16 protein-coding genes are annotated in these 17,774 nt (G+C 71.7%); 10 read left to right on the top strand and 6 right to left on the bottom strand.

Annotated elements, in window-relative coordinates; translation table 11 throughout:
- The first annotated feature begins 3 nt into the window (after positions 1 to 3).
- Both mqnB and QCN29_RS12750 read left to right on the top strand, forming a co-directional pair.
- Positions 4 to 795, top strand: coding sequence for a futalosine hydrolase (mqnB, locus tag QCN29_RS12745; protein ID WP_279927970.1), 792 nt, complete (start codon positions 4 to 6; stop codon positions 793 to 795).
- On the top strand, positions 788 to 1,645 hold the full coding sequence (locus tag QCN29_RS12750; RefSeq protein WP_279927971.1) for a 1,4-dihydroxy-6-naphthoate synthase: 858 nt from the start codon (positions 788 to 790) through the stop codon (positions 1,643 to 1,645). The genes mqnB and QCN29_RS12750 overlap by 8 nt, the downstream gene beginning before the upstream one ends.
- Positions 1,646 to 1,709: 64 nt before the next feature.
- Here QCN29_RS12750 and QCN29_RS12755 read toward each other — a convergent pair whose 3' ends face one another.
- The gene (locus QCN29_RS12755) at positions 1,710 to 2,093 is read right to left on the bottom strand and encodes a cold-shock protein (RefSeq protein ID WP_279927972.1); all 384 of its coding nucleotides are present in this window, start codon (positions 2,091 to 2,093) and stop codon (positions 1,710 to 1,712) included.
- 162 nt (positions 2,094 to 2,255) lie between these two features.
- Here QCN29_RS12755 and QCN29_RS12760 point away from each other — a divergent pair, with 162 nt between their 5' ends.
- Complete coding sequence (locus tag QCN29_RS12760; protein ID WP_240139726.1) at positions 2,256 to 2,492, top strand: hypothetical protein; 237 nt, start codon at positions 2,256 to 2,258, stop codon at positions 2,490 to 2,492.
- On the opposite strand, the gene QCN29_RS12765 is transcribed toward QCN29_RS12760, so the two are convergent.
- On the bottom strand, positions 2,471 to 3,265 hold the full coding sequence (locus QCN29_RS12765; protein ID WP_279927974.1) for an HAD family hydrolase: 795 nt from the start codon (positions 3,263 to 3,265) through the stop codon (positions 2,471 to 2,473). The genes QCN29_RS12760 and QCN29_RS12765 overlap by 22 nt on opposite strands.
- Before the next feature lie 267 nt (positions 3,266 to 3,532).
- Between QCN29_RS12765 and QCN29_RS12770 the strand changes: the two genes are divergently transcribed.
- Entirely contained in the window at positions 3,533 to 4,750 is a 1,218-nt protein-coding gene (locus QCN29_RS12770; protein WP_279927975.1) for an alpha/beta hydrolase family protein, read from the top strand.
- Positions 4,751 to 4,928: 178 nt separating this feature from the next.
- Here the strand turns inward: QCN29_RS12770 and QCN29_RS12775 are convergent, their stop codons facing one another.
- Positions 4,929 to 5,987 carry a hypothetical protein gene (locus tag QCN29_RS12775; RefSeq protein ID WP_279927977.1) on the bottom strand — a complete coding sequence of 353 codons (1,059 nt, stop codon included), beginning with the start codon at positions 5,985 to 5,987 and terminating at the stop codon, positions 4,929 to 4,931.
- Between the two features lie 39 nt (positions 5,988 to 6,026).
- Between QCN29_RS12775 and QCN29_RS12780 the strand changes: the two genes are divergently transcribed.
- Complete coding sequence (locus QCN29_RS12780; protein WP_279927978.1) at positions 6,027 to 9,086, top strand: helicase C-terminal domain-containing protein; 3,060 nt, start codon at positions 6,027 to 6,029, stop codon at positions 9,084 to 9,086.
- On the opposite strand, the gene QCN29_RS12785 is transcribed toward QCN29_RS12780, so the two are convergent.
- Positions 9,081 to 9,428 (bottom strand): hypothetical protein, encoded by a 348-nt coding sequence (locus QCN29_RS12785; protein ID WP_279927979.1) that lies wholly within the window; start codon positions 9,426 to 9,428, stop codon positions 9,081 to 9,083. The genes QCN29_RS12780 and QCN29_RS12785 overlap by 6 nt on opposite strands.
- A gap of 130 nt (positions 9,429 to 9,558) precedes the next feature.
- Here QCN29_RS12785 and QCN29_RS12790 point away from each other — a divergent pair, with 130 nt between their 5' ends.
- Positions 9,559 to 11,199, top strand: coding sequence for a DNA repair helicase XPB (locus QCN29_RS12790; protein ID WP_279927980.1), 1,641 nt, complete (start codon positions 9,559 to 9,561; stop codon positions 11,197 to 11,199).
- Positions 11,200 to 11,206: 7 nt separating this feature from the next.
- On the opposite strand, the gene QCN29_RS12795 is transcribed toward QCN29_RS12790, so the two are convergent.
- Positions 11,207 to 11,359, bottom strand: a complete 153-nt coding sequence (locus tag QCN29_RS12795; protein WP_240138179.1) for a hypothetical protein — start codon at positions 11,357 to 11,359, stop codon at positions 11,207 to 11,209.
- Positions 11,360 to 11,775: 416 nt separating this feature from the next.
- On the opposite strand from QCN29_RS12795, the gene QCN29_RS12800 reads away from it, so the two are divergent.
- On the top strand, positions 11,776 to 13,737 hold the full coding sequence (locus QCN29_RS12800; RefSeq protein WP_279928107.1) for a HelD family protein: 1,962 nt from the start codon (positions 11,776 to 11,778) through the stop codon (positions 13,735 to 13,737).
- A gap of 213 nt (positions 13,738 to 13,950) precedes the next feature.
- On the opposite strand, the gene QCN29_RS12805 is transcribed toward QCN29_RS12800, so the two are convergent.
- Positions 13,951 to 14,559 (bottom strand): TetR/AcrR family transcriptional regulator, encoded by a 609-nt coding sequence (locus QCN29_RS12805; protein ID WP_279927981.1) that lies wholly within the window; start codon positions 14,557 to 14,559, stop codon positions 13,951 to 13,953.
- Positions 14,560 to 14,960: 401 nt separating this feature from the next.
- Between QCN29_RS12805 and QCN29_RS12810 the strand changes: the two genes are divergently transcribed.
- From QCN29_RS12810 to QCN29_RS12820, 3 genes are all read left to right on the top strand, one after another.
- The gene (locus QCN29_RS12810) at positions 14,961 to 15,272 is read left to right on the top strand and encodes a hypothetical protein (RefSeq protein ID WP_279927983.1); all 312 of its coding nucleotides are present in this window, start codon (positions 14,961 to 14,963) and stop codon (positions 15,270 to 15,272) included.
- A gap of 127 nt (positions 15,273 to 15,399) precedes the next feature.
- Complete coding sequence (locus QCN29_RS12815; protein WP_279927984.1) at positions 15,400 to 16,530, top strand: aromatic ring-hydroxylating oxygenase subunit alpha; 1,131 nt, start codon at positions 15,400 to 15,402, stop codon at positions 16,528 to 16,530.
- A gap of 110 nt (positions 16,531 to 16,640) precedes the next feature.
- Positions 16,641 to 17,699: a ferredoxin--NADP reductase gene (locus QCN29_RS12820; RefSeq protein WP_279927985.1), complete on the top strand. Its 1,059-nt coding sequence runs from the start codon at positions 16,641 to 16,643 to the stop codon at positions 17,697 to 17,699.
- Positions 17,700 to 17,774: the final 75 nt, after the last annotated feature.

Consider the following 17,774-nt stretch of genomic DNA (forward strand, 5'->3'; position numbering starts at 1 on the left):
CGGATGCGTGTCCTGGCGGTGACCGCGGTGGCCGCGGAGGCGGACTCCGTCGCCGCGGGTCTCGCCGACGCGAGGGCCGGCGACGCGGGTGTACGCGTCGACGTTCTCGTCGGCGGCGTCGGCCCCGCCGCGGCGGCAGCGGCTGCCGCAGCCGCCCTCACCCGCGCGGAGACCGCGGACTCGGCCCCGTACGAACTGGTGGTCGCCGCCGGCATCGGCGGCGGCTTCGCGCCGCGCGCCCCCCTCGGCAGCCTCGTCGTCGCCGACGAGATCGTCGCCGCCGACCTGGGGGCCGAGGCCCCCGAGAGCGCCGAAGGCTGGCTCCCCGTCGAGGAGCTCGGTTTTGGCCGCAGTGTGCACCGTCCCCCGCCCGCGCTCTCCGCGCGGGTCGCCAAGGCGCTGGACGCCGTCCACGCGCCCGTGCTCACGGTCTCCACGGTCACCGGGACGGCCGTCCGCGCGGAGCAGCTGAGGCGGCGTCATCCGCGCGCCGCGGCCGAGGCCATGGAGGGCTTCGGCGTGGCGGAGGCGGCCGCCGTCGCCGGGCGGCGGGCACTCGGCCGTCCGGCACCCGGCGGTCGGGCGCCCGATCGACCCGAACCCGGCGGTCGGGCACCCGGCCTGCCCGCACCCGCACCGCTCCCCGTTCTCGAGATCCGCGCGGTCTCCAACGCCGTCGGCCCCCGCGACCGGGCCGCCTGGCGCATCGGCGACGCGCTCGCCGCACTGCAACGCGGGTTCCGGCTGCTGGTCCCCGCCCTCACCGAGGAGGCGAACCCGACCCCCCATGCCTAAGGCCATCAAGATCGCCTACTCCCCGTGCCCGAACGACACGTTCGTCTTTGACGCCTGGGCGCACGGCCGCGTCCCAGGCGCGCCCAAGCTCGATGTGACGTTCGCGGACATCGACCTCACCAACGGCATGGCGGAGCGCGGCGAGTTCGACGTGCTGAAGGTGTCGTACGCGGTGCTGCCGTGGGTCCTGGACGAGTACGCGCTGCTGCCGTGCGGCGGAGCGCTGGGCCGCGGCTGCGGGCCGCTGGTGCTCACCCGCGAGCCGGGGACGGAGCTCACGGGGAAGACGATCGCGGTGCCGGGCGAGCGTTCGACGGCCTATCTGCTGTTCCGGCTATGGGCTGCCGAGCGGGTGCCGGGCGGGGTCGGCCGGATCGTCGTCCTGCCGTTCCACGAGATCATGCCCGCCGTGCGCGACGGCAAGGTCGACGCAGGGCTGGTCATCCACGAGGCCCGCTTCACCTATCAGGACTACGGGCTGCACTGCCTGGCTGACATGGGCGAGCACTGGGAGTCGGCCACCGGGCTGCCGATCCCGCTGGGCGCGATCATCGCCAGGCGTTCGCTGGGCGCGCAGACGCTGCGGCTGCTGGCGGACTCCGCCCGTGCGTCGGTCCGCATGGCCTGGGACGACCCGGCGGCCTCGCGCCCGTACGTACTCCAGCACGCCCAGGAGATGGACCCCAAGGTGGCCGACCAGCACATCGGTCTCTACGTCAACGAGTTCACGGCCGACCTGGGGCCTGACGGGTACGCGGCGGTGCGGGGCCTGCTGACACGTGCCGCGGCCGAGGGGCTGGTGCCGCCCCTCGGCCGCGATGCGCTGGCGTTCCCTGAAGCGTCCGGATGAACGCCCGTCCGGACTCTCATCCGGACTCTCATCCGGGCGTTCACCCGGACTTTCATCCGGTCCGTCACACGTCGAGCTGGTCCGCCACCGCCCGCAGCAGGCCCGCGATCTTCTTTCCGTGCGCCTTGTCCGGGTAGCGGCCGCGCTCCAGCATCGGGGTGACGTTCTCCAGCAGGGTCGTCAGATCCTGCACGATCGACGCCAGTTCGTCCGGCTTGCGCCGCTGCGCAGCGGCCACCGAGGGAGTCGGGTCCAAAACCGTCACCGACAGCGCCTGATCACCGCGCTGACCTGCTACGACACCGAATTCCACCCGCTGTCCCGGCTTGAGCGCATCGACTCCGGCGGGGAGCACCGACGAGTGGACGAAGACGTCGCCGCCGTCGTCGCGGGAGAGAAAGCCGAAGCCCTTCTCGCTGTTGAACCACTTGACCTTGCCGGTAGGCACGTCTGTCCTCGTCCTCGTACTCGATGGGTTGCGCCGGAAAAAACGGCTCTGGATAGCACTACAGCGGGTCGCCCGACCCGCCAGCACCAAGGCTAATGGTCCCGGGGCCGGTGACAAGACGTCGCCGATCGGTTCCTCCGCGCAGGGAACTACCCTGGCCGGATGACTGCTACTCCTCCGGGCCCCGGCGACGGCCTTGTGCGCGTCGGCGGGATCGTTTTCATCGTCGGCGCCGTCGCCACTCTGATCACGCTGGCCCCGCTGTTCCTTGGCACGGAGCCGTTTCCGTCATTCGCGTATGCCGTGTGCATGCTGATGGGCGTGGGTTTCGCGATCGCGGGAGCGGGTGTGCTGCGGTCGATCGCGGCCCAGCGGAATCAGGCCAGATCTGCCCGGTGACGATCGTGGCCGTCGCCTGAGGCATACCGGCGCAGCCACGCCGGAAAACGGGTGAGATCGGCCAGAATGACGTCCGCCCCTGCCGTGCGCAGCTCCTCCTCGCCGCAGGGGCCGGTGGGGACGGCCACGGAGCACGCGTCGGCGGCGCGGGCGCCGCGCACATCACCGGTGTGGTCGCCGACGTACACGCTCGCGCCGTGTTCGCGCAGCGCCTCCGCCTTGGCCTCGGCCCACAGCCATCCGACCAACGCGTCCGGACGTATGCCGAGGTGGTCGAGGTGGAGCTTGGCGTTCGGCTCATGCTTGGCGGTGACGACGACGGCCCGTCCGCCGAGCTCCCGGACGGCGGCGACTGCCTCGCGCGCGCCGGGCAGGGCGAGGGCGGGCTCGATGGCGTACTCGGGGTAGAGCTCGCGGTAGCGGTCGGCTGCTTCCTGGATCCGCCCGGCCGGGAACCAGTGGGCCAGCTCCTGCTCGAGCGGCGGGCCGAGCCGGGTGACGGCCAGATCCGCGTCGATGGCGACCCCCGTCTCGGCGGACAGCGCGCGGTAGCAGGCATGGATGCCGGGGCGGGAGTCGATGAGCGTCATATCGAGGTCGAAGCCGACGACCGGGCCCCCGTTCGGGCCGGCCGCCGGGGCGGCGTACCGAGCCGCCGCCGGGGCAGCGTCCGGGTCGACTGCCGGGGTGCCGTACCGGCCGGCTGCCGGGGTGTCGTCCGGGTCGACTGCCGGCGCGCCGTTCGAGCGGGTGTCTGAGAGGTGCGCAGCCATGGGGGTCATTCTGCCCGGCGGCGCCGGCGGCCCTGTCCGCCCGTTGCCGACCGCCGCCAACCGTTGCCGCCCGTTGCCGCCCGCTGCCGACCGTCCGCGGCCACCCGGCAGGCCTCGCCGGTCCACGGACCGCCGGCCGGCGCGCGACCGGTGTGCGGCGGCGCGCGACCGGTGTGCACCTGTGCTGGGCCGCTCCTACGATGAAAGCGTGGGCTGGGTCCTGAACGGGGGGTCGTTCTCACGGCGCGCGGCGTGCCTGGAGTCGCCATGACGTACCGGTTCAACGGCAACGACCAGTTCGACTACGAGATCCTGCTCGCCCTGGGGGCGGCCTGGCGGCAGGGCGCGGACGTGGGCGAGGTGCTGGCCGCCGCGTCCGCCACGACGGACGGCGACGCGGAGACCTGGTTCTCGACGTGGACGGAGCTTGCCCGCACCGCCCGTGAACAGGCCGGGAAGAGCGCGGCCGGCGGGCACGCCGTGAGCGCCCGGGACGCGTATCTGCGCGCGGCCGCCTACTTCGGCACGGCCCTGGTGTCGGTCGACGCGTGCGCCGACCCGGAGGCGCGGCTGCGCGAGGTGTTCGCGGAGCACCGCGCCTGCTTCGACCGCTTCGCGGAGACATGCGACCCGCCTGCGGAACGGGTCGCGATCCCCTATGAGGACATGGCGCTTCCGGGGTACCTGATGAGCCCGCCCGGCCGCGGCGGGCCCCTGCCGACGCTGATCGTCGTCAACGGAAGCGACGGCCCGGTCAACGCCGCCTGGACGCTCCTCGGCGCGCCGGCGGTGGCCCGGGGGTGCCGTGCCCTGCTGTTCGACGGGCCCGGCCAGCAGTCCATGCTGTTCCAGCACGGGGTCACGTTCCGTCCCGACTGGGAGAACGTCATCACTCCGGTCGTGGACTTCCTCCGCGGCCGCGCGGACGTCGACCGCGAGCGCATCGCGCTGGCGGGGATCAGCCAGGCGGGCTACTGGGTTCCTCGCGCGCTCGCCTTCGAGCACCGGATCGCGGCCGCCGTCGCCGACCCCGGCGTCGTCGACGTCTCCGAGAGCTGGTGGCCCAAACTCGGCCCGGAGCTGCGCGGGCTGTGGGAGTCGGGCGACCGCGAGACCTTCGACCGCGTCGTCCGCGAAGCCGTCCACGCGGACCCCGCGACGGCCGCCATATGGCGGTGGCGCTCCAAGCCGTACGGCGTCGAGTCACCCTTCGACCTGCTCACGGAGATCGCGAAGTACGACGTGACGCCCGTGGTCCAGCAGATCACCACACCGCTGCTGATCACGGACCCCGAGGGCGAGCGCTTCTGGCCCGGCGGCTCACGGCGGCTGTACGACGCCCTGCCGGGGCCCAAGGAGCTGATCCGCTTCACCGAGGACGAAGGGGCGCATCTGCACTGCGAGCCGACGGGGCGCGCGGTGTTCGAACAGCGGGTCTTCGACTGGCTGGACACCTACCTTGCCGACCTGAGGCCCCCGGCCTGACCTGCCCTCTTTCCGGCCTTCCCGCGACGGCCGCCGCCTCCGGCCGACCGTCCCCGACCGGCCCGCCTCCGGCCGACCCACCGTCCCCGACCGGCCCGCCGCCACCGACCGACTCTCCGCCAGTGACCGACCGCCACCGACCGGCCGGCCTCCGGCCGACCCACCGTCCCCGACCGGCTCACCGTCTCCGCGCGCGCCACACCAGGAACAGCGCGGAGGCGACCGCCGCGCCCCGCACCACCCACGGCCAGGCGTCGGTCAGCGCCTCGCGCATCCCGTCCTCGGGAATCGGCTCGCCCCAGCGGCCGTCCAGCCTGCCCCAGAGCCAGACGACCGCGCCCGCCGCGACGGCGCCGGGCAGTCCGAGGACGGCCCATTTCGCCTGCGTACGGGTGAGGGTCCGGGAGCCGTAGGCGAACAGCCAGCCCAGACCTAGGGCCAACCAGGAGCCGGACACCGCGCCGACTGCCAGCAGCGCGGCGGCGAGCAGCAGCAGCGGACTGCTCAGCCGGAGCCCGGACAGCAGTCGGCGGCGCGCCGGAGCGGCATCGGCATCCGCGGCTTCCTCCGCTCCCTCGGCCGCCGCGGCCTTCCCGGCCGTCTCCTCCGCCGTGCCCTCTTCACCCCTCGACGGCGGGGGCCTGAGCAGCTCCGGCTCCTCCACCCCGCCGACGAAGCCGCTCACCGCGTCCCCCGGCCCGAACGGCCCCGGTTCGATCCGCCACCAGTCCGGCTCGGACCCGGAAGGGCCCAGCTCGTCCATGCCCGCGAGATGCGGCGGAGACGCGGCCGCCGGAGGCGCCGCGGGCGGAGGCGCCGACGACTTGCGGGGCCTGGGGACACGACGGCGGGCGCGCTGCTCCGGAAGCGCCGCCCAGGGCGGCGCGAGGCCGTCGGTCACCGGACCGGATCCGGGCTCGTGCGGCGGCGCCGGGCCCGCGGCCGAAGCCGACGCCCCCGACGACGTCGATCCCGCGGCCGGTGTCCCCCTGGTTCCCCTGGACGGCGACCCCGTGGCCGCCGACGCGACGACCTCGTCCGGTGTGCCGATCCGGCCCAGGATGCGCCGCACCGCCGCCGGGCTGTTCCCGCCGACCCCCGACCGACGCCGGTCGATCTCCTCCCGCAACGACGCCACCAGCCGCATCCGGTCGCCCGACGGCAGCTGATGCTGCTGCGCCAGATCGCCGACACGGCTCAGATAGTCGTAGACGAGCTTGTCGCTCTCGATCCCCACAGGCTCGAAGGTAGCGTTCCAGCGGCTACCGTGGGGCGGATGGGGACCATGCCCGACGCAAGCAGTCCGCACACCCGCGACCGCTCCGAGGCGAGCGGCCCGAACGGCACGGAGCCGGCCGGCCGCTCCGGCACGGGCAGCCCGCGCACCCTCGCCGAAGCCTTGCGGGCCGGCGGCGACGAGGGCCTCGCCGCGCTGTTGCGCGCCCGCCCCGACCTGCTGACCCCGGTGCCCACCGATCTGACCCAGCTCGCCACGCGGGCCGCGACCCGGGCCTCGGTCGTACGCGCCCTGGAACGCCTCGACCGGTTCACGCTGCAGACCGCCGAGGCGCTGGCCGTGGCCCCCGACCCCGCCCCGTACGACACGCTGCTCGCGCTCCTCGGCGGAGACGACGGCGACCCCTCGGTCGCGGCCGCCCTGCCGGACGCGGTGGCCGTGCTGCGCCGGCAGGCCCTGACATGGGGCGGCGACGACCGGCTGCGGCTGGTGCGCACGGCGCGCGAACTGCTCGCGCCGTCCCCCGCCCGGCCGTCCCCCACCGGCCTGGGCCCGACGGTCGCCGAGGCGACGTCGGGGATGTCGCCGGGCCGCCTCCAGGAGATCCTCGCGGCGGCGGGACTGCCCGCCACCCATGACCCGGTCTCCGCGGTGGCCGCGTTGACGGAGCTGTTCACCGACCGCACTCGAATGAGCCTACTGCTGGACGCGGCCCCGCCCGAGGCGCTCGCCGTACTCGACCGGCTGGTGTGGGGGCCGCCGTACGGCGAGGTGACCGCGGACCCCGCACCGCCGGTGCGCTGGCTGCGGGACCGGGGGCTGCTGCTGCCCGCCTCGCCGCGCACGGTGGTGCTGCCGCGCGAGGCTGCCCTGCATCTGCGGGCGGGGCGCGCCCACCGCGTGCCGGAGCCGGCGCCGCCGGCGGTCGAGGCCGGGGCGGAACACCGTCCACAGGTTGTGGACGGCACGGCGGCGGGGCAGGCGTTCACGGCGCTGTCCACGGTCGAGGAACTGCTGAAGGAGTGGCACGAGGGCGGTCCCGCCGTGCTGCGCGCCGGCGGCCTGTCCGTACGGGACCTCAAGCGCACGGCCGTGGCGCTCGACGCCCCCGAGCCGCTGGCCGCCTTCTGGCTCGAACTGGCGTATGGTGCGGGGCTGCTGGCATCCGACGGGGAAGCGGACGAGCGCTATGCGCCGACCCCCGCGTACGACGAGTGGCTCGAACTGCCCGCGGCGGACCGCTGGGCGCGGCTGGCCGCCACATGGCTCGCCGCCACCCGCACGCCGGGGCTCGTCGGCACGCAGGACGCCAAGGGCCGCACCCTGTCCGCTCTCGGCCCCGACCTCGACCGCTCCGCCGCACCCGAGGTGCGCCGCCGGGTCCTGGAACTCCTCGCCGGGCTCCCCGCGGGCACGGCCCCCGACCCGGACACCGTGCTCGCCCGGCTGCGCTGGGAGCGCCCCCTGCGTGGCGGCGGCCCGCAGAGCCCGACGACCCCCCGGCAGCCGGACGCCCAGCGCCCGACGCACCCGCAGGGACCTGCGCCCACCCCGCAAGCCCCCGACCTCCGCTCCCTCCTCGCCTCCTGGACCCTGAAGGAGGCCGAACTGCTGGGCTTCACCGGCCGCGGCGCACTCGCGACCCATGCGCGCGTACTGCTGGGGCCGGGCCTCCCACCGGCCCACGGCGGCGTTCCGGACGCCCCGGAGGCCCGCGCCGACACTGCCGGACCGTCCGGCTTCCGTCGCGCCGCCCCCACCGGGACGGCAGCGGACGAGACCGGGGCGGGAGCCGCACCGGTCGCCGGCCCTGCAACTCCTCCCGGAACGGGCAAGGACGGCACGGGCACCGGCGCCCCGGCTGACACATATGCGCCGGGAGGCGCAGCAGCACCCGACCCCGACGCCGACGCCGCAGACCCGGCGGCCGCCCCCGGCGGGGCCGAACCGGCGGCCGGCTTCGGCGCGGCTGACCCAGCGGCTGGTCCAGCGGCCGACGCCGACGCCGCAGACCCGGCAGCCGCCCCCGGCGGGGCCGAACCGGCGGCCGCCCCCGGCTCGGCTTCGGCGGAAGGCTCCGGCCGGGCCCTCACCGGGCGCGGGGACGCCCCCGCGCACCCGGCGCCCGTCCCCGCGGACCCCGGCACGCTCCTCGCACTCGCCGCGGACGCCCTCGCCCCGCTCCTCCCCCAGCCCCTCGACCATGTCCTCCTCCAGGCGGACCTCACCGCCGTCGCGCCCGGCCCCCTGCAGCGGCCGCTCGCCGAGACCCTCTCCGTCCTCGCGGACGTGGAGTCGAAGGGCGGGGCGACGGTCTACCGCTTCACCCCCGGCTCCGTACGGCGTGCCCTGGACGCCGGAAAATCCGCGTCCGACCTGCATGCCTTCCTCGCCGCGCACTCCCGCACCCCCGTGCCGCAGCCGCTCAGCTACCTCATCGACGATGTGGCCCGCCGCCACGGCCATCTGCGCATCGGCGCGGCCGGAGCCTACGTACGCTGCGACGACGACGCGCTGCTCGGCGAGATCCTCGCCGACCGGCGCTCGGCGGGGCTGCGGCTGCGCCGCCTCGCCCCCACGGTGCTGGCCGCCCAGGCGGACCCGGCGGCGCTGCTCGAAGCGCTCCGCTCCATGGGCTACGCCCCGGCCGCCGAGTCCGCGGAGGGCGATGTGCTGATCACCCGCGCCCATGCCCGCCGCACTCCGCCCCGCACCCCTCCCGCACCCGTCCCGGACGGCCCTCCCCTCCCGGACGACGCCCTGCTCACCTCGGCCGTACGGGCGATCAGGGCGGGCGACCTGGCGGCCACCGTCGTACGCAAACCGGCCCCCGAGCCGCAGCGGCCCCTCCGCACCGGCGAGCTGCCGCGCACCACCTCGGCCGAGACGCTGGCCACCGTGCAGGCGGCGGCGCTGACCGGCTCCGCCGTGTGGATCGGCTACGTCAACGCCGACGGCGCGGCCAGCCAGCGCGTGGTTGCGCCGGTCCGGGTGGAGGGCGGCTTCGTCACCGCGTACGACCACACCGCGGACGAGGTCCGCACCTTCGCACTGCACCGCATCACGGGCGTCGCGGAGCTCGCCGAAGAGTCATCATGACCGGACGTGGCCCGTGAGGAGCATGGCGACGAGGACCACAGTGACCACAACGTAGAGGAGCGGGACGTACACCGCCGTCCACAGGCAGGCCAGGGCCCCGAGAAGGACGCGACGGGCGTGGTGGGCAGGACCTCGGGGGCTGAGCCAGGCCCCGGCAAGAAGGGCGACGGGGACCAGATAGCCGAGCAGCCAGAAACCGGGCGTCCCCGGTCCGCGGAGGGGATCAGAGCAGAGCCACGCCAGAGCGGCCGCCGCCAGGGTGCCGAGGAGGGGCGGCAGCCACCACGCGGTGGTGCGCGAGGTCGGCGCGGGGGCAGGGGCAGCGGGGTGCGCAGAAGGCATGCCGTCAGCGGATCATGCGACGCCCGGGGCCTGGCACCGTGCGGATACTCATCCCCGGCTCCGTTCCGGCACCCATACGGCACACTGGACATTTGGCCGCGTCCCGGGGCCGTACCGGAAGGGTGCCACGTTGAATGGTCCGCTGATCGTCCAGAGCGACAAAACGCTCCTCCTCGAAGTCGACCACGAGCAGGCCGACGCCTGCCGTCGCGCCATCGCGCCCTTCGCGGAGCTGGAGCGCGCGCCGGAGCACATCCACACCTACCGGGTGACGCCGCTCGGCCTGTGGAACGCCCGGGCCGCGGGGCACGACGCCGAGCAGGTCGTCGACGCGCTCGTGGAGTTCTCGCGCTACCCCGTGCCGCACGCCCTGCTGGTGGACGTCGCCGAGACGATGGCCCGCTACGGGCGGCTGACGCTGGTCAAGCACCCGGCGCACGGGCTGGTGCTGAACACGACCGACCGGCCGGTGCTGGAGGAGGTCCTCCGGTCGAAGAAGATCCAGCCGCTGGTCGGGGCCCGGATCGATCCGGACACGGTCGTGGTGCACCCCTCGGAGCGCGGCCAGATCAAGCAGACTCTGCTGAAGCTGGGCTGGCCGGCCGAGGACCACGCCGGGTATGTGGACGGCGAGGCGCACCGCATCGAGCTGGAGGAGGCGGGCTGGGCGCTGCGCCCGTACCAGAAGCAGGCCGTCGAGGGCTTCTGGCACGGCGGCTCCGGGGTCGTGGTGCTGCCCTGCGGCGCGGGCAAGACGCTCGTCGGCGCGGGGGCGATGGCGCAGGCCAAGGCGACGACGCTGATCCTGGTCACCAACACCGTCTCGGCCCGCCAGTGGAAGCACGAGCTGGTGCGGCGGACGTCGCTCTCGGAGGACGAGATCGGCGAGTACAGCGGTACGAAGAAGGAGATCCGCCCGGTCACCATCGCCACGTACCAGGTGCTCACCACCAAGCGGAAGGGGATCTACCCCCATCTGGAGCTGTTCGACTCCCGCGACTGGGGCCTGATCGTCTACGACGAGGTGCATCTGCTGCCCGCGCCGGTCTTCAAGTTCACCGCCGATCTGCAGGCGCGGCGGCGGCTCGGTCTGACGGCGACGCTGGTCCGGGAGGACGGCCGGGAGTCGGACGTCTTCTCGCTGATCGGGCCGAAGCGGTTCGACGCCCCGTGGAAGGAGATCGAGGCGCAGGGCTATATCGCCCCGGCGAACTGCGTCGAGGTCCGGGTGAATCTGACCGACTCGGAGCGGCTGGCGTATGCGACGGCCGAACCTGAGGAGAAGTACCGCTTCTGTGCCACCACCGACACCAAGCGGAAGGTGACTCAGGCGCTGGTGGAGCGGCACCGGGGCGAGCAGACGCTGGTGATCGGCCAGTACATCGACCAGCTGGACGAGCTGGGCGAGCACCTCGACGCGCCGGTGATCAAGGGCGAGACGTCGAACGCGCAGCGGGAGAAGCTGTTCGACGCGTTCCGGGAGGGCGAGATCTCGGTGCTGGTGGTGTCGAAGGTGGCGAACTTCTCGATCGACCTGCCGGAGGCGACGGTCGCCATCCAGGTGTCGGGCACGTTCGGCTCGCGCCAGGAGGAGGCCCAGCGGCTGGGCCGGGTGCTGCGCCCCAAGGCGGACGGCCACATGGCGCACTTCTACTCGGTGGTGGCCAGGGACACGATCGACCAGGACTTCGCGGCTCACCGGCAGCGGTTCCTGGCGGAGCAGGGGTACGCGTACCGGATCGCGGACGCGGACGACCTGCTGGCCGGCTGACGGGGGGTCAGCGCCTCCGTACGCCCGCTTCCTCGGCGTACTCGCCGAGGACGGCGACGCTGAACACGGCGGCGGCGAAGACCTTCACGGCGCGCAGGGCGCTGTCCATCGGACGGTGGGCGGCGGGGGCAGCGGGGGCGGCTGCGGTGGTTTCGTTCATGTCTCCATGATGGTTTCCGGCCGCCGCGGCCACATCGCTCTGCGGACTGAACCGCGGCGGGCGGGGCGTACAACTCCAGGCATACGGCATCCCCTACGGGGAGGAGGCCCCGGCCCTCAGGGTCATGCCGGCGGCCGGGGCAGCCGGGACGGGGCGTCGGGCGTCCTCGGGTCGGGGAAAACCAGTCGCCCGTGTGTCGCCCGCTGACTAGAATCGCCGCTCTTGCCCGCGCCCACGGCCGCCCGCTTCGGCCCCGGGGAGCGCCGCCGTCCGGACGGAAACCGGCGGCTTTTCGATGTGACCGTACGTCCCGTACCTCCCCCCGAAAGGCCGTCGCCGTGTCCGCCACGCCCACAACAGACTCCCTGGCCCTTGAGCGCGCCCATCTTGCCGCATCACGCACCGCGTTGCGCACCATGCGCGAGGACGTCGAGGCGATGGACATCCGAGACGTCACCGCGAACTGGGTCAACGCGGCGGTGCTTCAGAAGCAGATCGAGGCACGCGTCGCGGCGCTCGCGGATCTGAGGCACACCCCCCTGTTCTTCGGCCGTCTCGACTATCTGGAGACGGCGCAGGAGGGCCAGCGCTTCTACGTCGGACGCCGTCATGTGCACGACGCGGACGGCGATCCGATGGTGGTCGACTGGCGTGCGCCGGTCTCCCGGCCGTTCTACCGTGCGTCGCGGAAGGACCCGATGCACATCGGGCTGCGGCGGCGGTTCGGCTACACGGGCGGCGACCTCACCGCGTACGAGGACGAGCATCTGACCGACCCGGACGAGCAGGAGCGCACGAGTCGGCTGCTCCAGGCGGAGATCGAGCGGCCGCGTGTCGGCCCCATGCGGGACATCGTGGCGACGATCCAGCCCGAGCAGGACGAGATCGTACGGTCGGGTCTCGCGGGCACGGTGTGCGTGCAGGGCGGCCCCGGCACCGGGAAGACGGCTGTGGGACTGCACCGGGTGGCGTATCTGCTGTATGCGCACCGGGAGCGGCTGGCCCGCACCGGCACGCTGGTGATCGGCCCGAACCGCTCCTTCCTCCACTACATCGAGCAGGTCCTGCCCGCCCTGGGCGAGCTTGAGGTCCGGCAGGCGACCGTCGACGAACTGGTCGGGACGCATGTGGAGGTGCGCGGGACGGACACCGCGCCGGCGGGCGTGGTCAAGGGCGATGCGCGGATGGCGGAGGTGCTGCGGCGGGCGGTCCGGTCTTATGTCACCGTCCCGGCGGAGCCGGTGGTGGTGGTGCGCGGGTCCCGGCGGTGGCGCGTTCCGGCATATGAACTCCAGCAGATCGTGACCGAGTTGCTGGACCGCGACATCCGGTACGGGGCCGCCCGCGACGCACTGCCGCAGCGCATCGCCCACGCGGTGCTGGTGCGCATGGAGCAGGCGGGCGAAGCCCCGGACGACCGGGTGCAGGACGCGGTGGCGCGCAACGCGGCGGTGAAGGCGGCGGTCAAGGAGGTGTGGCCGCCGGTCGATCCGGCGAAGCTGGTGCTGCGGCTGCTGTCGGACCCCGCCTTCCTCGCCGTGCACGCGGACGGCGTGCTGGATCCCGAGGAGCAGGCGGCGATCCTGTGGGCGAAGCCGCCGCGGAGCGTGCGGTCGGCACGGTGGTCGGCCGCCGACGCGGTGCTGGTCGACGAGGCCGCGGATCTGGTGTCGCGTACGCCGTCGCTGGGCCATGTGGTCCTGGACGAGGCACAGGACCTGTCCCCGATGCAGTACCGGGCGGTGGGCCGCCGCTGCACCACGGGCTCCGCGACGGTCCTGGGCGACCTGGCGCAGGGCACCACCCCCTGGGCGACGCGCAGTTGGGCGGAGGCGCTGGCACATCTCGGCAAGCCGGAGGCGGCAGTCGAGGAGCTGACGGCGGGCTTCCGCGTGCCGCGCGAGGTGATCGCCTACGCCTCGCGGCTGCTGCCCCACATGTCGCCGGGCCTGGCCGAGGTCCGCTCGGTGCGCGAGTCGCCCGGCTCCCTGGACGTCCGCCCGGCGGACGGCGACGCGGACGTGGTCGCCGCGTGCACCGAGTCGCTGCGCCACCAGGGCTCCATCGGCCTGATCGCCGCGGACGCCCGCGTACCGGCGCTGGCCGAGGCCCTCGCCGGCGCGGGCCTGGTGCATCTCGCTCCCGGCGACGAGACCACGCCCGACTGCCGGCTGACCCTGGTGCCCGCGTCGCTGGCAAAGGGCCTGGAGTACGACCATGTGGTCCTTGACGACCCGGCTGCCATCGTCGCGGCCGAACCGGATGAACGCACCGGGCTGCGCCGTCTGTATGTGGCGCTGACCCGCGCGGTGTCGGGGCTGACGGTGCTGCACTCCGCGGCGCTGCCGCCCCAATTGTGCAAGTCGACCACCCCGTAGCCTGCCGATCGGCAAGGGAGGGACCTCAGCCGTGCGACGCCGCGTTCGACCGGTGCCCGCGCCGTGGACAGCGCTTCGGCTGACGGCTCGCCGGGCTGGTGTGAGGCCGCGGCCCGGAGGGCGCCCGAGGGGCGTCGTCGCCCAGGGGCCGGTGCCCGCGCAGGCGTGTCCGTGAGCGCTGCTGCTCGGTGACAGTCCCGGGGCGCAGCTGCCTCAGGGGGCCTCGATAGCGGGCTGATCTTCATCGACGATCGATATGAGCATGACGGCCGCCGCCTTCAGATCCTCCCGCCATTGCCCGGGTGGATTCAGCGGCGCGAACCCGTCGACAGCCATATACGCTGCGGCGATTCCATGGGAAGCAGCGCGGATTCTTGAGGCTGAGGCATGAGGGCGGTGCCGGCGGAGAATGCGCTCGACAGCACGGAGGAACTGCTCGAAGCACTCCACGAGCGGCTCGCGCATGCCCGGATGGGAGTCCGCCGCGGACACCAGCGCCTGATATGCGAGGAAAAGATCGGCGTCACTCGCCCGTGCGGACAGGAAAAGCTTGTCGATCAGATCCGCTGGTGCACCCGTTGCACCGAGTGCGATCTCGAGCTCTCGTGTTTCTTGCGTGAAACGATCTGCTACGTAGCGAGTCAGCGACTCGATCATCTGCTCACGGTTTCCCAGGTAATGCCGCAAAAGGGGGCGCTTGACTCCCGCCTCGTCGGCGATGCGCTCTTGGGTGGCGCCTTCCAGGCCAAATCGCGCAACGCATCTGACGTACGCTGCAAGAATCTCCTGGGAGCGCTGCGCTCGCATGCTCGGTCGCGGCATAACCGCATTCTAAGGGGCTGCCACGATGACCGCGGCACGCCCGACGGCACCCTCGCGCCGGGCGACTCCCGTCCCCGCAGCGACTGTGACCGTGACTGCCGGGCAGCCGTCCGCCGACGGCGCCGACGCGCGGCAGCGGCGCCGACGACGAGTTAAACGGTCGGCGGATTGCGGGGAGCTCCCGGCTACGGCCCCCGGACCGGTCGCAGGCCGGGACGCCGGGGCTGAGAAAGCCGTCCACGACGCTCACTCGGCACAGGCCAGCCCACCAAGACCGGCAGCCGCGAAGGCTCCACACCCCGGTTGATTGTCAACATTGACAATCAACTCTGTGCGTGGATACCGTGCGGCTCAGCGCGCAGCACCCAGCGCGCTGTTTACCGTCGACAGGAGATGGACGCATGGCGTATCCCAGCTCACCGGACGCCTCCGGCGGCACAGGCCGGCGGCTGCCGGTCGGATCACGGGCCGTCAACTACGCGGCGTTCGCAGCGCTCGCCGTGACGACCTGGCTCGGCTACCAATTTCTCTGGGGCTTGCTCTTCATATGGTGGATAGCACCGTCCTTGCGGACAGGCAGAGCTTTTCTCGTCGCAGAAGTAAACCGCCACGAAGACGCTTTCCTCTTCTGGCTGATCGTCATTCTGTTCGCAGCTTTTGGCGTCTTGATGGTCGGCGCTGACGCGTTCCCCGCCCTTGGCAATTACGTATGACCGCGAGCCTGTGAAGAAACGCCCCCCCCCCGCACATCATTTCCAGGCAAATCAGGGAAGCTGCCGCACAGTGCCCTCCCGGGGCGATTTAGGCGATCAAAAGCGAAAGGTCCCCACAATGAGCCGGATGTATCACGAATTGCCGGTCGATGCGTACACGTCATGGGAGTGGTACCACCGCGAACAGGACCGCATCTTCTCTCGTCTATGGCGTTACGCAGGGTTTGCGGAGGATATATCGGAGCCGGGGCAGTATGTTTCCGTCCAAGCCGGCGCGAACAACATCCTCATCGTGATGGGCCGCGATCACCGCTTGCGCGCTTTTCACAACATCTGCCGCCACCGAGGCACCCAGCTTCTCCGTGCTACCGGAAAGGCGCAGCGGGCCGTCACATGCCCCTACCACGACTGGACATACGACCTCGAGGGCTGCCTCATCGCAGTTCCGAACGCCGAGCGAGAGTATCCGTCCGGCATCGACAAGTCACAGCTGGGGTTGAAGGCGGCATCCGTCGACATTTGGCGAGGAATGCTGTTCGTCCATCCGGACCCTCCGGGGCGGTCTCCGTCTCTGGCGGAATGGTTCGGCGCCGTGGATCCACACCTGGGACCAGTGCAGCCCGCGGAGCTGACCGAGATCCCCGCTCAGCGGACATCAATGGAGGTGAAGGCCAACTGGAAAATCATCGTTGAGAACTACGTGGATGTCTACCATCTTTCACATCTGCACTCGGCAACGCTTGACATGTATGACCACGCGAAGGCGGAATACGGATGGCATGGTTCGCACTATGCGTTCTGGGAACCTTTGGTCGCCATGGATGGAGACCGCCACGACAATGGCGGGCGAGGTGGCTCCGGCGATCACGGTGTCTGGGTTCCCATGCTGTTCCCGGGAATCGGATTCGCGACAAGTGATTCCGAATGGTCGACCTACATCATCACGCCGCTCGCCCCTGATCTCACCCGCGTCGAGAGTCGCACCAAGCGTGTGTCGAAATCGACCTGGAACTCACTCTGGAGCGAATGGCCGTCAACTCGAGGCCGATCCGAAGGCCAGAAGGCAAAAGTAGGCAGAAAAGAAGCAGAAGGTCGCGACGATCCGCTGGCCAGCGGCAACTTCGTCGCCGAAGACAACTATGTGTGTGAGCAGCAACAGAAGTCGATGACCAGCCCCTTTTTCGAGGTCGGCCCAGCGGCTCAGGGGGAAAGCCCCGTGGTCAACCATCAACGCGTGGTTCTTAGCTTCCTCAAGTAGTCAAACAGATGCCATGCGCCGCACAAGCGCTGCCATCTGCGGGGCCGTCGACGGAGAACGCGAGAGTCGGTCCACGACGCGACCCATTACACGGCGGGAGAACCCCATCAATGTCGCTGACTTTGCACAGGTTGACAGTCGCCGATGCCCGTCCTGAGATCGGCGGCGAAGCCAAATCAATTGAGTTCGACATTCCACCGGCCCTCGGCGCGGAGTTCACCTGGAAGGCCGGGCAGCATGTGACGATTTCTATCCGCCTGAAGGGGCGAGAATACCGACGGAGTTATTCGATCACAAACCCTCCGGGCGAGTCGTTGAGGGTGACTGTCAAACGCGTTCGGAATGGCATGGTGTCGAACCATCTCGTTGACCGCCTTCAAACGGGTGACCGCGTCGATGTGACCAGGCCCTACGGCGAATTCGTACTGCGGCCTGCACCGCAGGGCCGGCGCACGCACTACTTCTTCGGGGCCGGCAGCGGTATAACCCCGCTCTACGCCATGGCGCGGACGGTGCTGCGCGATGAACCTTTCTCGTATGCGCACCTGATCCTTGGCAACACTGACAGACAGCGGATCCTCTTCTACGAAGAAGCACAGAGACTGCACCGCCGACACGCCAACCGCTGCACCGTGCGCCACATTCTCTCGTCTCCGCGCTTTCTTGACGGAGCGGTCTCATGGAGAAAAGGACGAATAGATCTCGGCGCACTGAAGTCGCTTTTCTCTGAAACGCCTCCTGTCGCGCAAGATGTGCACTACTGGATCTGCGGACCGGCTTCCATGAACGATGACCTCTCCCGTGCGCTCGGCATGCTCGACGTCCCGGGCTCCCGAATCCACAGCGAGAGCTACGGCTACGCGACGCCCCATGCGATTGATGCGGCCGGCGTGGATTCCACAGGCTCTGTGACCCTCGATGGGCACCGCACCACTCTGGCCGTGTCGGCACGGCAGACCTTTCTCCAGGCCGCCCGGCAAGCCGGCCTGCAGCCGCCGTTCAGTTGCGAATCGGGGGTCTGTGGAGCCTGCCGAGCGCGCCTGCACAGCGGAGACGTACACCACCGACGGCAGATGGCGCTCGATGAGCGTGACGTGGCCAGGGGGTACGTCCTCACGTGTCAAGCAGTGCCGGCCTCCCCTGCGTTCGACCTGACGTACGACGTCTAGACTCCGTCGCCCAGCCGTTCTGCGCGGGGAACGGGTCCGGGTGGTCGGCGCCCTCGACGGCCGACCCGAAGCGGA

The organism is Streptomyces chengmaiensis (assembly GCF_029846775.1).
GTDB classification, from domain to species: Bacteria; Actinomycetota; Actinomycetes; order Streptomycetales; family Streptomycetaceae; genus Streptomyces; species Streptomyces chengmaiensis.